13 protein-coding genes and 1 riboswitch are annotated in these 15,318 nt (G+C 73.3%); of the genes, 3 read left to right on the top strand and 10 right to left on the bottom strand.

Annotated features, from left to right (window positions below; translation table 11 throughout):
- Positions 1-582: 582 nt before the first annotated feature.
- Complete coding sequence (locus tag AB0898_RS14305) at positions 583-2,409, top strand: ATP-binding cassette domain-containing protein (RefSeq protein ID WP_366803208.1); 1,827 nt, start codon at positions 583-585, stop codon at positions 2,407-2,409.
- 48 nt (positions 2,410-2,457) lie between these two features.
- Here the strand turns inward: AB0898_RS14305 and AB0898_RS14300 are convergent, their stop codons facing one another.
- The 7 genes from AB0898_RS14300 to AB0898_RS14270 form a co-directional block, all read right to left on the bottom strand.
- On the bottom strand, positions 2,458-3,126 hold the full coding sequence (locus AB0898_RS14300) for an alpha/beta hydrolase (RefSeq protein ID WP_366803207.1): 669 nt from the start codon (positions 3,124-3,126) through the stop codon (positions 2,458-2,460).
- Positions 3,127-3,201: 75 nt separating this feature from the next.
- Positions 3,202-3,624, bottom strand: a complete 423-nt coding sequence (locus tag AB0898_RS14295) for a DUF6924 domain-containing protein (RefSeq protein WP_366803193.1) — start codon at positions 3,622-3,624, stop codon at positions 3,202-3,204.
- A gap of 12 nt (positions 3,625-3,636) precedes the next feature.
- Positions 3,637-4,533: a hypothetical protein gene (locus tag AB0898_RS14290; protein WP_366803206.1), complete on the bottom strand. Its 897-nt coding sequence runs from the start codon at positions 4,531-4,533 to the stop codon at positions 3,637-3,639.
- Between the two features lie 113 nt (positions 4,534-4,646).
- Positions 4,647-5,825, bottom strand: a complete 1,179-nt coding sequence (locus AB0898_RS14285) for a hypothetical protein (protein WP_366803192.1) — start codon at positions 5,823-5,825, stop codon at positions 4,647-4,649.
- Between the two features lie 134 nt (positions 5,826-5,959).
- Positions 5,960-6,967 (bottom strand): cytochrome d ubiquinol oxidase subunit II, encoded by a 1,008-nt coding sequence (locus tag AB0898_RS14280; RefSeq protein WP_366803191.1) that lies wholly within the window; start codon positions 6,965-6,967, stop codon positions 5,960-5,962.
- Positions 6,968-8,392 carry a cytochrome ubiquinol oxidase subunit I gene (locus AB0898_RS14275; RefSeq protein ID WP_366803190.1) on the bottom strand — a complete coding sequence of 475 codons (1,425 nt, stop codon included), beginning with the start codon at positions 8,390-8,392 and terminating at the stop codon, positions 6,968-6,970. It abuts the gene before it with no gap.
- Between the two features lie 115 nt (positions 8,393-8,507).
- Positions 8,508-9,218: an alpha/beta fold hydrolase gene (locus AB0898_RS14270; RefSeq protein WP_366803189.1), complete on the bottom strand. Its 711-nt coding sequence runs from the start codon at positions 9,216-9,218 to the stop codon at positions 8,508-8,510.
- Positions 9,219-9,498: 280 nt separating this feature from the next.
- Here AB0898_RS14270 and AB0898_RS14265 point away from each other — a divergent pair, with 280 nt between their 5' ends.
- Positions 9,499-10,071, top strand: a complete 573-nt coding sequence (locus AB0898_RS14265) for a DNA starvation/stationary phase protection protein (protein WP_366803188.1) — start codon at positions 9,499-9,501, stop codon at positions 10,069-10,071.
- Between the two features lie 25 nt (positions 10,072-10,096).
- Here AB0898_RS14265 and AB0898_RS14260 read toward each other — a convergent pair whose 3' ends face one another.
- The 3 genes from AB0898_RS14260 to AB0898_RS14250 all read right to left on the bottom strand — a co-directional run bounded on the left by AB0898_RS14260 (position 10,097) and on the right by AB0898_RS14250 (position 14,457).
- Positions 10,097-11,599, bottom strand: a complete 1,503-nt coding sequence (locus AB0898_RS14260; protein WP_366803187.1) for a cryptochrome/photolyase family protein — start codon at positions 11,597-11,599, stop codon at positions 10,097-10,099.
- Positions 11,600-11,642: 43 nt separating this feature from the next.
- Entirely contained in the window at positions 11,643-12,170 is a 528-nt protein-coding gene (locus AB0898_RS14255; protein WP_366803186.1) for an NUDIX hydrolase, read from the bottom strand.
- A 29-nt stretch (positions 12,171-12,199) separates the two neighbouring features.
- Positions 12,200-12,267: riboswitch (Fluoride riboswitch) on the bottom strand.
- A gap of 45 nt (positions 12,268-12,312) precedes the next feature.
- Entirely contained in the window at positions 12,313-14,457 is a 2,145-nt protein-coding gene (locus AB0898_RS14250) for a SpoIIE family protein phosphatase (protein WP_407078341.1), read from the bottom strand.
- A 211-nt stretch (positions 14,458-14,668) separates the two neighbouring features.
- Between AB0898_RS14250 and AB0898_RS14245 the strand changes: the two genes are divergently transcribed.
- Entirely contained in the window at positions 14,669-15,289 is a 621-nt protein-coding gene (locus AB0898_RS14245) for a suppressor of fused domain protein (RefSeq protein WP_366803184.1), read from the top strand.
- Positions 15,290-15,318 lie beyond the last annotated feature (29 nt).

The raw sequence follows: 15,318 nt of genomic DNA, 5'->3' as shown, positions 1-15,318 counted from the left end.
CCGGCGGCCCCCCGCGCCCCGGGCGGGGGGGGGGGGGGGGGGCGCCCCGCCCGCCCCCCCCCGCCGGGGGGGCGGGCCCCCCGGCGCCCCCCCCCCGACTCTCGCATCCGGCCTCATCGGTGAAGCCGAGCATGAACTCCTCGCGTGTCCATACGCGGCCGCGTGCGCGCCGGTTGAGTTCGTCGTAGAGGTCGTGGACCTGTAGGGCCTGGTCCCGCAGCTCGTGCGGGTTCATGGCGGCTTCTCCCGCGCCTTGACGTCCGGGGATCAGGAACAGGGTGTCTCCGGGCTCCCGGTTCCGGGTCGCGTCAGCGAAACTCATCCGTCACATCCGTATCGAGTACGGCGATTCGGACACCGCTCTCAGCCCCGCTGCCCCCGTGCCGCCGGGACGGCCGCCGCCCCGGTCCCGCAATCGCGGCACTCCGCACGGACTCCACTACGGCTGAAACACATGTGTTCGATATCGCCGCCCTCTCGTTGATTCCGGTACCGCAGCATTTGTCCGGCCTCATCGACAGGGAGCACCCGTTGACCGCACTGTCCAGTTCCGCGCCACCGCCTCCGCCGCCGCCGGCCGAGATGACCTACTCCGGGCACTACTCGGCCAATCCGCTGGCGGACGCCGGGTTCCGGCGGTTGTGCGGGCGGCTTCCGGCCGTGCTCGCGCGGATCGCGGCCATGGCGTGGCGGATCGACCGCGGGGCGGTGCTGCTGCTCCTCGGGTGCCAGGTGCTGACGGGAGGGTCCGCCGCCGTGCTGCTGGCCGGTACGGCCAGGGCCATGGCGCCGATTCTGGGCGCGGGCGCGGTGGCGGACAGGCTGCGGACGGCGCTGCCCGCGCTGGTCGTGGTCGCGGGGGCGAGTGCCGCCGCGCGGGTGTCGGTGGCGGTGGCGCGGTATGCCGAGCGCCGGATCACGCCGCGGCTCATGACCGTCACGGACACCGCGCTCGTCGAGGCCGTGTGCCGGGTCGAGGCGGCGGCGTACGGCGTGGACGGCTTCTCGGACCGCCAGGAGGCGGCGGAGATGGGGGTGATGCGGACGAACGTCATGGTCATGGACGCCCAGCGCTTCATGTCCGCCCTGGTCAGGATGGTCACGGCCGGTGCCGCCGTCACCGTGCTCAACCCGCTGATCCTGCCGCTGCTCCTCCTGGCCGTCGCCCCCGCCGGAATCGGGGCGGTGCTCACGGCCCGGGTGGACTACGAGATCCACTACGCGAACATCGCGGACCGCAACGTCCGCGGGATGACCCGCTGGTGGGCCACCACGCCGAAGTACGGCGACGAGGTGCGCGCCAACGGCATGACCGGCTACCTGCTCCACTGGTACCGCGCCCTGTCCGAGCGGGTCGACCGGCGGACGCTCGCCGCGGCCCCGCGCACGCTGCGGATCTCGCTCCTCTCCTCCCTCACCGGAGGCGTGTTCCTGACCGCCACCTGGGGGATGCTCGCCTGGCTGGCCGTCACCGGCCGGATCGCGCCGGCCATCGCCGCGACGGCGGTCGTCGCGGTGCAGACCACGCTGGGCGCGCTGTCCCAGCTCGTGATCGACGGCGCCGCCGTGTTCCACACCAGCCTGTATCTCGCCGACATGCAGGCGTTCTTCGACTCCGCCGCCGAGCGGGCTCCGAAGCGGGGCGGCGCGCTCGTCGAGGCGCCGGTGGAGGAGATCCGGCTGGACGAGGTCACGTACCGGTACCCGGGGAAGGACCGTCCCGCCGTGGCCGGGGTCTCGCTCACCCTGCGGCGCGGCGAGATCCTCGCTGTCGTCGGCGTCAACGGCTCGGGCAAGAGCACGCTGACCCGGCTCATCACCGGCATCTACCTGCCCGACAAGGGCCGCGTCACCTGGAACGGCACCGACCTCGCCGCCGCCGACCCGGCCTCCGTCTGGAACCACACCGGACTCGTCCCGCAGATCTTCGCCCAATGGCCGCTGCGCGCCCGGGAGAACGTGACGCTCGGCCAGCCGCGCGGCCACGACGACAGCCTGGTCTGGGAAGCCGTCGAGGCCGTCGGGATGCGCGAGGCCGTCGAGGAACTCCCGGCCGGTCTCGACACCCTCCTCGCCCGCGAGATCTTCGGCGGCACCGAACTCTCCGGCGGCCAGTGGCAGCGCCTCGCCTGCTCCCGGGCCCTGTACCGCCGGCCGCCGCTGCTCATCCTGGACGAGCCGACCTCGCAGATGGACCCCCGTGGCGAGCACGCCATCTTCGAGAGGATCAAGGACATCTCCGCCGACCGCATCACGATCGTCGTCACGCACCGCCTGGAGAACACCCGGATCGCCGACCGGGTCATCGTCATGGAGGAGGGCCGGATCTCGGAACAGGGTACGTACGACGAACTCGTCCATGCCGGAGGGACGTTCGCGGAGCTGTCGCGGTTGTCGCGGGAGCGGTGAGGGGGCATGGGGCGGCCTGCCGTCCGGTCTCGGCGGGAGTCGCAGCCGTCAACGAGTGGGTGTGGTGGCGAGCAGTTCTCGCAGGAGTTCAACGACGAGACCGGGCTGTCCTACGAACGGGGAGTGGCCCGTCGGCCACTCGCGGACGTCGGTGCAGCGCGCGGCCATCTTCCGTTGCAGTTCCGGGTCGATGACCCGGTCCTGTGCGCAGACGACGTAGGTGGAGGGAGTTCGCTTCCAGCCGTGGTGCTCCGGGACTCCTCGTCCGCAACCGGGGGCCTGCGCGCGGAGCAGCCCCACCGCCCAGGCGGCGAGGGGTGCGGGGCAGTCGCCGTAGAGGGTGTCGGCGGCGCGGTCGGGGCGCAGGCTGGTCGAGCCGTCGGGCTGCCGGCTGATCGCGTCCTGGAGCTGCGGGGACGCCCCGCCCAGCCCCGCCGCGCTCTCGCCGGCATCGGGCACGAAGGCCGCCAGGTAGACCAGGTGCCCCGCTCCGCGCACCCCGGTGATCACCGACCCGCCGTAGGAGTGGCCGAGCACGACCGGAGGCTCCTCCAGGGCGTCGACGGCAGCCTGCACCGCCGCCGTGTCGGCGCCCAGCGAGCCCCGGTGGAGCTCGGGAACCACCACCTCGGTCCCTGCGGTCCGCAAGCGTTCCGCCACCACGGCGAAGTGTTCGGGGCAGTGATACAGACCGTGAACGAGCACCACGGCGGTCAACTCGCCCACCTCCTCGGGTCGTTGTCAGGCCGGTGATCCTGGCTACGGACCATGGCCGGCCTCTGCGGCAACACGTCAGCCCTCGCCGAAGCCGCGGAAGGTCCCTGAACCATCAGCGGTGTCGGCGAAATCCGCGAAGTCCATGTTGGCGATGCTGAGGTTCGCCGAGACGTCCGGGAACCACCGGGCGGGGAGCCGGAACGTCCGCCCCGGCTCGTCCGAGAGGTCCACGGCGAGAAGCGAGTGATCCGGATCCTTCATCGTGGCCGCGTCAGCCAGAAAGACGTGGATGATCTGAGCCTCTTCATCCGCGGCGGCCTCTTCGTCCACCAGCGCCTGGACCTCCACACCGGCGAAGCGCGGCTCGCCGGCATACGTGGCATGGCGGTGATCGCCGGCCGCGTCGAGCGCGGCTCGAACGGCGTCCCAGGCTCCGTCGTCGCCGAAGTCGGTGCGCAGCACCAGCGAGGTCAGATCATCAGGCTGAGGCAAAGGCATCCCGTGATCCTCTCACCCGACGCCGCCATCGACATCGACATCGACCGCAGTCGTCAGCCGCGCGAGTGTGCTCCGGAACGCGTACGGGGACGGCTCGATGGGGTACGGCGGGTGGGGTGGCAGGGGGTCGTCCCGTTCGGTGCCGGGTGGGAGGCCGCCGACCGCCGGGAGGCGGGTTCGGTGGGGTGGGAAGGCGAGTTCGGCCCAGAGGGCGGCGTCGAGGGGGACCGGGACCGCACCGGTGCGCGGCTGCCAGATGTCGCCGGTCTGGGGATGGATCGGCACGAGCACCAGGTCGGCGGGCGGCTCGCCGAAGGCCGGGCCCGCGAGGTCCAGCCGCTTCGGGGCTTTTCCGGTGCGCGGCAGCTTGGCGAGTGCCCGGCCGAGGAGGCCGGCGACCGGGCCGGGCGCCGCCTCGACCGGCGCGCCCCCGGCGGCCACCGCCACATGGGCGAGGGCCACGCCCGCCGGGATGTCCCGGAACTTGCTCAGCCGGTGCCACAGCGCGTCGGTGGCCAGCAGTTCCGGCCAGTCCATGACGGGGCGCTCGGGCGGGCCGGGCAGCCGCACCACGGCCTGCGGGACGAGCCGGACGACCTGCCAGCAGCCGCAGTCGTCCATCCTCGTGCCGACCGGCAGATCGCAGTTCAGGCAGGCGAGGTTCGGGCCGTCCCTGCCGTCGATCCCCATGCAGTAGCCGGCGGCCCGCTCCAGGATCAGCCGGGTACCACGTGTGTCGCCGGGTGCGAGGAGAACGGCGTCCGACTGCGCGGGGTCGACGGCGTAGGACCCGGCCTCCAGCAGGGGCGGATGCAGCGTCTCCCAGTGGGTGTCGATCACATGGACCGGCAGCGCCACCTCCGACACCGCCGCCGTCAGCACCGCACCGCAGCCCGCGCACCCGAACACCGCCAAGCCGTCCCCTCCCACCGTCGAAACCCCTGCATCCCATCAAGGGGCGGACCGGGGAGCAAGGGATTTTCGGGCGCCCCCGAACACCCCACCCCGGCGCGTCGGTTCCGTCAGCCCGAGTGCCAGCGGTTGCGGCCGTCGGAGGCGGGGCCGCAGACCATCGAGGTGCCCGCCTGGGTGACGCCCCTGGCTCCCGCAGGCGCGCAGAAGGCGCCGGGGTGGACGACCGGGCCCCCACCACCACCGCCTCCGGTGGAGGAAGAGCCGCCACCGGAGGCCGACGACGACCCACCGCCCGTACCCGAACCACCACTCGCGGACGAGCCCCCGCCTCCCGTCGCGGAGCCTCCCGACCCCCCGGAGGCTCCCCCGGTTCCGCCGCCCCCAGTCGTACTCCGCACCCGGTCATCGGTGTGATCCCGGTAGTCCGGAACCCCGTCGTCGTCCTTGTCGCCCAGGTAGGAACTCCCCCTCGCGCACCCGGCCTTCGGCGAGGCCAGCCCGAGTGTCACCTCGCCGGTGATGTCGTCGCCCTTCGCGGGGCTCTGGTCGCACACCCGCCAGGTCCCGTAACCCCCCTTGGGCAGCGCGTCGTTCATGTAGTGCGACTCGGCCCGGATCGCGTCCTCGGACACCCCGAGGTCCGTCAACTCCCCTACGGCGGCCTGCCAGGTGCGGCTCGTCAGGTCCGGCATCACCGGCCAGGGAATCCTCGCGCCGTCCTTCTTCGGGCACGGCTCCCCGGACTTGACGGCGGCGAAGGCGATCGATGTGCGCCCGCTCCCGCCGGAGGCGTTCTGGAAGCACACCACCCAGCCCGAGCGCACGACGATCGCGCGGTGGTCGGCGGAGGCGTCGTGGTGGCCGGTGGTGTAGCCGGCGGCGCGGGCGGCGGTCTCGGCCTGGTCGAGCGGCTTGCCCCGGTAACTCGGCGGCGGGGTGGGCTCGTTCGTCCGTTGCCGGGACGGCTCGGGGCTCGGACCGTGGGTCCGCGCGGCGGCCGGTTTGGCGTCCGTGCGGGTGGCGGTGTCGTCGAGTTGGCCGCCGGCGCCCGCGCCGACCGCCAGGAGGATGAACGCCCCGATACTCGCCCCGAGTTTGCCGAACCAGCGCCAGGGCGGGAGGAACCAGAGCAGTACGACGGCGGCGACCATCGCGAGGAAGCCCAGCGGGAAGCTGAACGCGCCGATGAGGGCGACCGCCGCCAGAAGGCCCAGTCCGGCGGCGGTGGTCTTCCACCAGGGGCGGGCCGGAGCGGGCCGTGGGGGTGCGGGGGTGTACGGGTTCACCGTGGGGTTCCTCGTTCGCCGGATGCGGGGGCGCTCCGGTGCACACGAGTGGTGTCCCTTTTCACGGATGCGCCCAAGTCGCCCCACTTTAGCGGGATGTCACCCCTTGCGTGGTCCCTTCCCGCTCACCTCCCTCACAACGACCGGTCCCCCACCCCCACGCTCCCCCGCCCGCTCAGCCGGAACAGCAGCAGGATCGACGGAACGATCAGCACCGCCGCCACACACGCCACGCCCACGACGACCGCGAGTGTGGCGTCGGGGGCGGCCGCTTCGGTGAGGGTGAGGTGGGTGCCGAGGAGGTACGGGTACTGGGCGACGCCCCAGCCCGCGACGACCAGGGCGACCGCCCCGGCGGCGATGGCCCGTACACCGAAGGTCCTGCGGGCGCGGAGCATGACGAGTCCGGATATGCCGCCGAGCGCGGCCAGGACGACCAACGGCAGGGCGCGGCCGGTGAGATGGGAGAACAGGCGGGGGGCGTCGGCCTGGAGGACGAAGATGCCCGCGATGCTCACGGCGCCGGTGACCGCTCCGGCGGCCAGGGCGCGGTCGCGGAAGTAGCGGTAGAGGGCGTGCTCGTCACGGTGCAGGGCCTCGACCGTGAGGTAGGTGGCGGCGAGATAGCCGCAGGCCAGGACCGCGAGGACGCCGCCGAGGATGCTGGAGGGGTTGACCCAGCTGGAGACGGCGTCGCCGTTGCCGGCCGTCGGTACGCGGCCGGAGGCCAGGCCGCCCGCGATGGTGCCGAAGCAGTACGGCGTGAGGACGGAGGACAGCGCGAACGCGACGCCGTACACGCGTCGTTCGGGCGTGCTGATGGTCGCCTTGCGGAAGGCGAACCCGGCGCCGCGCAGGACGATGCCGAGCAGGGCGAGGACCAGCGGGATGTACAGCGTGGTGGTGAGGGCGGCGAAGGCGGTGGGGAAGCCGCTCCACAGGACGACCAGGCAGTAGATGAGCCAGGTGTGGTTGGCCTCCCAGACGGGGGCGAGGGAGGAGTCGATGAGGTGGCGGGGCGCGTCGCCGCGCCGGGCGCCGCCCGCGAGCAGGTCCCAGAGGCCCGCGCCGAAGTCGGCTCCGCCGAGTACCGCGTAGGCGATGACGCCGATGAAGAGGAACACCGCGACCACGTCGGCCATTTACGACACCTTCCCCTCGGTGCGCTCGCGCGAGGCGTCCGGTCCGTAGGGCACGTCAACGGTCCCGTCGCCCTGCTTCTGCCACCGTCTCTTCATGGACAGCAGGACCCAGATGGCCGCGGCGCCGACCGCGGCGTAGAGGGCGACCACGACGCCGAAGGTGATCCACAGGTTGCCCTGGGTGGCCACCGCGTCCCGGGTGCGCAGCAGGCCGACGACGATCCAGGGCTGGCGGCCGACCTCGGTGACGACCCAGCCGCTCTCCATGCTGAGGATGGACAGCACCCCGCAGACGGAGGCCCCGCGCAGGAACCAGCGGTCGGTCTCCAGGGTGTGGCGGCGCTTCCACCACACCCACACGAACCAGGCGGCGACGGCCAGCATGACCATGGAGGTGCCCACCATGATGTCGAACGCCCAGTGCACGATGTTGACCTGCTCGGTGGTGGGCCGTACGGCCACGGGGACGGCGTCGAGCCCCTTGATGGTGGTGGACGGCTTGAACCCGGCGAGGATGGAGGCGACGCTCGGCACCGAGATGCCGTAGCGCACCTCGCCGTCGATGAGGAAGCCGCCCAGGGTCTCGGGGACGTGGCTGCCGGTGGTGGGGAGCAGTTCGATGGCGGCGAACTTGGCGGGCTCGTCGTCGAAGACCTCGCGGGCGATGGTGTCGCCGACGAAGATCTGCACGGGCAGCGCGGCGGCCGCGGTGACGAAGCTGATCAGGAAGCCGAGCCGCTGGTAGTGGCCGCGCCGTCCCCGGAGCATGCCGACCGTGTAGACGCCGGCCACGACGAATCCGGCGACGATGTAGGCGGCGAGCAGCATGTGCCAGAACTGCCACCAGAAGGCGCCGTTGAAGAAGACCTCGGCCGGGCGTACGTCGATCACCTTGCCGTCGCGCATCGTGATGCCGCCGGGCTGGTTCATCCAGCTGTTGGCCGCGATGACGGCGGCCGCTCCGCCGACGCTGGCCAGCGCCACGGGCACACCCGCCCAGAAGTGGGCCCAGGGGCGCATCCGGTCCCAGCCGTAGATGTAGATGGCGACGAAGATGGCCTCCAGGAAGAAGAAGAGGCCCTCGATGGCGAACGGGAAGCCGAAGGCGGCGCCGTAGGTCTTCATCAGGCCGGGCCAGAGGATGCCCAGTTCGAAGGAGAGGACGGTGCCGGTGATGGCGCCGACCGCGAAGAGCACGGCGGCGACCTTCGACCAGCGCCGGGCGAGGAGCAGGGCCGCCTCGTCGCCCTTGCGCAGCCCCCGGTAGTTGGCGATCAGCATGAGGGAGGTCAGCGCCACGCCGAAGGGCACCAGGATGATGTGGAAGCCCAGGGTGAACGCCATCTGCTCCCGCGCGGGCAGCAGCTGATCGGGGTCCGCGGCGGCCAGGATCGCGGTGAGGCCGGCCGGGTCGACCGTGAACATGGACGGTTCCTCCTCGTCCTCGGGAGGGACTGCGGCCACCGGGGTCTACGGCCGCCTTCCATGGATCTGTTTCATGTCGTACGCCGGGTTCGGATGCGTCCCGGTATGTCTGGGTCTAGAGATGTACGGCCGGGGCGTCGGACGTGGTGGTCCGGGCGACCAGGCCCCCGGGGACGGGCCGGGTGCGCAGCAGGTCCGAGACGGCCTCGGCGGCGAGGGTGTGCCAGGTGGGCAGGCGGCGCAGCATGGCGTGGTCGGTGCCGTCGAGGACGGCCATCCCGGCGCGGGCCCCCTCGGCGCGCGCCCGCTGGACGAAGCGGGTGGAGTCCGCCGCGGAGGTGACGTGGTCGGCGTCGCCGTGGAGGACGAGCAGCCGGGCGCCGTCGAGGTGGGCGACGGGTTCGCCGGGCGGCAGCCAGGGGGCGAGGGCGAGCACGCCGCATACGGCGGGGTGGCCGGCCACGCGTACGGCGGCCCGGCCGCCCATCGAGTGGCCGACGAGGACGACGGGGACGGGGCCGTAGCGGGCCGCCAGTTCGGCGAGGGCGCGGCGGACGTCGTCGGCGGCGGCGCCGTCGTTCCAGCCCCGGTGGCGGTAGCGGACCTCGCCGAGCAGGACGTGGTCCGGGGGCAGGCCGGTGCCGACCGCGCGCAGGAGGGAGCGCATCCGCAGCGCGGCGAGGTGCCAGGGGCGGGAGAGGGTGTGGTCCTCGGCGCGGCCGCCGTGGGCGGTGAGGACGGCGGCCCGTACGGTCTCGGGTGCGTGCCGTACCAGCAGGGCGCTTTCCGTCCGCCGGTCGTCCGTCGCCGTCCTGTCCGTGGTCATCCGCCGTGCTCCCCGCTGTGGTGGTCGTCGCCTGTCGTGACGGCCGGCCGTCGTGATCGTCGGCCACCGTGATCGTCTCCCGCCGTGATCGTCGGCCGCCGTGGGGAATCCGTAGCCGGGCGCCGTCCGGCTTGGCCGGGACCGGAAACCGGCCGACAACGCCGACGACAGTGAACCGGGAACCGGCCGGCCGGAAACCCGGCAGGTCTGACCGCGCCGGACCGGGGCACCCGTGATCGGGCAAGGAACGCAACGCCCGCGAGAGACCCGAGGTGGAACCATGACGAAGGAGATCAAGGACCTGACCCCGAAGTACACCGTCCCCGGTATCGAGCGCGAGGCGGCGGGGCGGCTGATCGGGGTGCTGCGGCTGCGGCTGCACGCGCTCAACGATCTGCATCTGACGCTCAAGCACGTGCACTGGAACGTCGTCGGGCCGCACTTCATCGCCGTGCACGAGATGATCGACCCGCAGGTGGACCGGGTGCGCGAGATGGCCGACGACGTGGCGGAGCGCATCGCGGCGCTGGGCGGGGTCGCACAGGGTACGCCGGGCAGGCTGGTGGCGGAGCGCACCTGGGACGACTACTCGATCGGCCGGGGCGACGCCATCGCCCATCTGGGTGCTCTCGACCTCGTCTACACCGGGGTGATCGAAGGCGTACGGGCCGCGGTCAAGGAGGCGGGCGACATCGACCCCGCCACCGAGGATCTGCTGATCGAGCAGCTGCGGGACCTGGAGCAGTTCCAGTGGTTCGTGCGGGCGCACCTGGAGAGCGCGGGCGGCACGCTCGCGACCGGTGGCGCGCGCACCGAGGAGCAGGCCGCGGCCAAGGGCGCCGAGCTGAGCTGAGGACGTGCGGGATCGGGGCGCGGCGTCACGGGGGTCCGGCGCCGCGCCCCCGCTCTGTGCGCAGTACCTCGTCCAGGTCGCCGAGCCGGTCCAGGCCCTGGACGGCGCGCGCGGTGCGCGGGTTGCCGGCGAGGACGGCGCGGTGGCGGTGGACGAAGGACCAGTAGCCGGTGGTGAAGGGGCAGGCCCGCGCGCCGGTGCGGTCGCCCGGGCGGTACGCGCAGCCGTCGCACAGGTCGCTCATCCGGTGGATGTAGGCGCCCCCGGAGGTGTACGGCTTGGTGGTCATGCGGCCGCCGTCGGCGTACTGGGACATGCCGACGACGTTGGGCAGCATCACCCAGTCGTAGCCGTCGACGAAGCTGCGGTGGAACCAGTCGGTCACCGCGGCCGGGTCCCAGCCCCGCTGGAGGGCGTGGCTGCCGAGCAGCATCAGGCGCGGGATGTGGTGGGTCCAGCCGGTGTCGCGGACCTGGGCGAGGGCGGTGGCCAGGCAGCGGGCGGTGACGGCGTCGGCGTCGAGGCCGTCGAACCAGTCGGGCAGCGGGGCGTGGTGGCGCAGGGCGTTGCGGTGGCGGTAGTCCTCGCCGAAGTACCAGTAGAGGTGCCAGACGTACTCGCGCCAGCCGGCGATCTGCCGTACGAACCCCTCGGCGCTGTGCACGGGCGCGTGCCCGGAGCGCCAGGCGTCCTCGGCGGCGGCGACGGTCTCGGCGGGGTCGAGGAGGCCGAGGTTGAGGGAGGACGAGAGCAGGCTGTGGCTCATGACCGGGTCGGCGGCGAGCATGGCGTCCTCGTGCGGGCCGAATCCGGCGAGCCGGTGTGCGGTGAAGCGGCGCAGCGCGGCGACGGCCTCGCGGCGGGAGGCGGGGAAGCGGCGGGGGCCGTCGCGGCCCGTGAAGCGGATGCCGTCGCGCTGTTCCCAGCGGTCGAGGTCGGCGCGGACCTCGGCGTCGATGTCGTCCTCGCGGGGCCGGTACGGGGCGGGGGCGCCCAGGGTGCTCGCGCCCTTGGGCGGGGGTTCGCGGTTGGCGTGGTCGTGGTTCCAGCGGCCGCCTGCCGGGGTGTCGCCGTCCATGAGGAGGCCGAGTTCGCGGCGGACCCAGCGGTAGAAGTCCTCCTGGCGCAGCCGTCGTCCGTCGCGGCCGTCGGCCCAGGCGCGGAAGGCGTCGTGCGGGATGAGGAAGGCGGGGGTGGGCAGCACGCGGACCCGGTCCAGGGAGCGGACCAGGCGCAGGGCGGCGCGTGAGGTGGGGTGGTGGACGGTCACGGGGGTGTCGCCGACGGCTTCGCCGAGGCCCTCGCGGTAGGTCTCGGCGCGGACGTAGCGGACGCGGTCGCCCAGTTCGGCGGCGCGGTGGCGCATCGCGGAGAGGACCAGGTGGGCCTTGGCGCGGTGGAAGCGGCGGCGCCGGAAGACCGAGCGGGCCTCGATCATGACGAGGGGGGCGTCGCGGGCGGGGGCGTCGTCGCCGGTGAGGAAGTGGGGGCCGAGCTGGTCGCCGAAGAGCCAGTGCGGGTCGGTCATGGGAGCGCCTCGTTCCTCCGGCCGGCCGGTTCCGCGGGTGCCGTCAGTCCAGTTCGGGGGCGGGGCGCGGGGTACGGCGGAAGAAAGTGGTGGCGCGTCTGATGCGGGAGGCGGTGTCGTTGGGGCGCCAGAGGTTGCCGAGGTAGGGGGCGTAGCGGCGGGCGCCGTGGTGGTAGAAGCCGGGCAGGTGTCCGGCCAGGGGCGGCTTGAGGTCGAGGGCGCGCAGCCGGGCGAAGGGCACGAACTCGGGTGTCATGCCCGGCTCGCGGGCCACCGGGTTCTGGCCGTGGGCGGAGCCGTCGGCGGCGAAGACCAGGTCGACGGTGCGCTGTCTGCTGTCGGGGTCGACGGCCTCCAGCACGAAGGCGACGCGTGTCGGTTCCACCGCGAGGCCGGTCTCCTCGCGCAGCTCGCGGCGGGCGCACGCGGCCATGCTCTCGCCCATCCGGGGGGTGCCGCCGGGCAGCACCCAGTCGTCCAGGCCCTGGGCGGTGCGGTGGACGAGCAGCACGCACTGTCCCCGGAAGAGGATGGTGGAGCAGCGGAGCATCATGTCGTCGGGCATCGTCATGCCGACCTCCTCGCGTATGACGTGCGGGTGTGCCGGCAGAGGCCATCAGCGGGCGTACGCGCCCGCGGTTACGGCGAGCCTCATCGCCGCGAGTGCTGCGTCCATTGTCGAACCGGCCGGGGGCCCGGGCAAACGGTGAGCCCTACTCCGCTCCCCCGGGCGGGCCGAGGCGGGCCAGGAGGAGGGCCGTGTCGTCCCCGGCGGACTGGTCGAGGGTGTCGAGGAGCATGTCGCAGATGTCCTGGAGCGAGCCGGCGGGGGTGGTGGGGCCGGTGGGCGCGGTGGAGCCGGCGGACGCGGTGGAGCCGGCGGCTCCTTCCAGCGCGCGGCTCAGGGCCTCGATGCCGACGTCGATGGCGTCGTGCCGGGACTCCACGAGGCCGTCCGTGTAGAGGGCCAGCAGGGAGCCCTCGGGCAGTTTCGTCTCCAGCGTCCCGAACGGTACGCCGCCCACGCCCAGCGGGGCGGCGGTGGGCAGGGTGAGGAGCCGGGCGCCCTGTCCGGGCTGGACGAGCACGGGCGGCAGATGTCCGGCGCTGGACAGCACACAGGTGCCGCGCTTGGGGTCGCAGACGGCGTAGACGCAGGTGGCGAAGGACTCGCTCAGGCCGGCCGCCGTCTCGTCGAGGTGCCCGAGCAGTTCGGCGGGCGGGAGGTCGAGGCGGGCCAGGGCGCGGGTGGTGGTGCGCAGCTGACCCATGATCGCGGCGGCGCGTATGCCGCTGCCCATGACGTCGCCGACCACGAGTCCGACCCGGCCGTCGTTGAGCGGCAGTACGTCGTACCAGTCGCCGCCGACCTCGGTGCCGCTGCCCGCGGGCCGGTAGCCGACGGCGATCTCCAGGCCGTCGGGCTGGTCGGGGGGCTGCTGGGGCAGCAGGCTGTGCTGGAGGGTGAGCGCGGTCTCGCGCTCACGGCCGTAGAGCAGGGCGTTGTCCACGCTGACGGCGGCGCGGCCGACGAGTTCGCAGACCAGCTGGAGGTCGCGGCTGTCGAAGGGGCGGGTGTCGGCGGTGCGGTAGAGGGTGAGCACGCCGAGCACGGAGCCCCGGGCCAGCAGGGGCGCGGCCAGGAGGCTGCGGACCCCGGTGCCGCGCAGCGCCTCGGCGGCCTGCTCGTCCCGGGCGAGCTCGCGGAGCGCGGCGGCGTCCACGCGGGGGATCAGTACGGGCGCGGCCTCGCGGACGCTGCGGCACAGCAGCGGGGACGAGCCGGAGCCGGTGAGTCCGTCCGGCAGCTCGGCGGTGCCGTCGCTGCCGTCGGGGCGGGCGGCGGCGACCGCGAGGGTACGGAAGCCGCCGTGGCCTTCGCCGGAGTGCGGGGCCAGCGAACGCTGTCCGACCACGGAGTCCAGTACGTCGACGGTGGCCAGGTCGGCGAACCGGGGCACGACGGCCGCGGCCAGCTCCCGCACGGTCTGTTGCAGATCGAGCGTGCTGCCGATGCCGGAACTGGCCTCGGTGAGGGTGGCGAGGTGCCGGTGGGCCGCCGCGATCTCGGTGGCGGCCAGATGCCGTTCGGTGACGTCCACGACGGACACCGCCACGCCCAGCGGATGCCCGCGCCGGTCCTCGATGCGGTAGTACGACTCCGACCAGGCGTGGTCGTGGTCCGGGTCGAGCGGGGTACGGCCCACCGTGCGCTGGTCGAGGATCGGCTCGCCGGTGCGCAGCACCTGTCGCATCGCGGACTCGATCGCGGTGGTGTCCAGCTCGGGCAGCGTGTCCTCCAGGCGCCGCCCGCGCACCTCGTGCTCGGTGACCCCGTTGGCGGTGGTCAGGGCGCGGTTGATCCGCATCCAGCGCAGATCGGTGTCGAACACCGCGAGCCCGACCGGGGACTGGTCGATCAGCAGCTCGGAGAGGGCGAGGTCGCCCTCGACGCGTCGTACGGTGCCCTCGTCGGCGGCGAGCGCCAGGCCCAGCACCCGGCCGTCGGGGTCGTGCAGCCGGCCCTTGCGGTACTCCACCAGGCGGGTGGAACCGTCCTTGCAGCGGGCGGGGAAGACGCCCGCGAAACTCTCGCCTGCGTGGATCCGCCCGAACCGCTCGTGCGCGTGCTCCACGTCCTCCGGCGCGGCCAGCAGCTCGTCCACGGACGCGCCGAGCGCCTCGTCGGCCGCGTACCCGAAGAGCTGTTCCGCCTCGGGGCTCCACAGCACGATGCGGCCCTGGCCGTCGACCACCACGGCCGAGGCGTGCAGCAGGTCCAGCAGTCCCCCGGGCACCCCGGCGTCCCCGGTCCCGGCCGGCCCGGGCCCGCGACTCCAGAGGTCCTTGCCACCCATACCCGCCGCCTCCCGTCGCCCGGTCCGACGCGGGTTACGCCCGGACCGCGCCTTTTGCGTCAGCTGATACCACTATGCCGCGAGGGGCGCTGCCGCGCGGGGAGGGGAGGGGGGTGGGGGGCTTGTACGGGGTGCGGCCGGGGTGTGGTCGGGCTGTGGTCGGCGGGCGGGCGGCGTGGGAGAGGGCCGTACGCGGTGGGATGATCACACGGTGAGTGACGCGAGGGTGCCGGCCGCGGAGGCCGTTGAGTCGCATGTCCGGGCGTACTTCGCGGGGCACGCCGTGGAGGCCGTCGGCTTGGGTCCCGACTTCAATCCCGGGCTCGGCTCCGGGTTCGGTTCCGGGGCGGAACGGCGAGAGGTGGCACCCGGGGCGCGCGTACTCGTGGTGGGGCCCGGTCCGCGCGGCGACGGCTGGGCCTATGTGACCGCCGGGTGCTGGGCCGCGACGGACCCGACGGAGAAGGGCGGTCACGGGCTTGAGTTCGTGATGACCGCCCACGTCCGCGACCAGCGGTTCGTCGAGCTCATGGCGATGATCGCCGCCTACCACCGCGGACACCGGCTCGGCCTGGAGCACAGCATGCCGATCGGTGAGCCGTGGGTGCCGGGGTCGGCCTGCGATCACCTGCTGATCAGCCTGCCCTATCTCCACGGACCGGACCTCGAACACTGTCCCGTCCCCGGGGGCCACGCCCGCATCCTGTGGACCCTGCCCGTGACGACGGCCGAGATCGAGTTCCGCAGGCGTCACGGGCACGAGGCGCTGGAGCGGCTCTTCGACGAGGCGGAGATCATCCCCACCGATCCCTTCAGGGCGTCGGTCGTCTGAGTCTCCGGGCACGGCCCCGCATATCTCCG

Origin of the sequence: Streptomyces sp. NPDC005435, from assembly GCF_040703155.1 — a bacterium.
GTDB lineage: Bacteria > Actinomycetota > Actinomycetes > Streptomycetales > Streptomycetaceae > Streptomyces.
The sequence above is the reverse complement of the archived record's forward strand: the minus strand, read 5'-3'. Positions and strand labels throughout refer to the sequence as shown.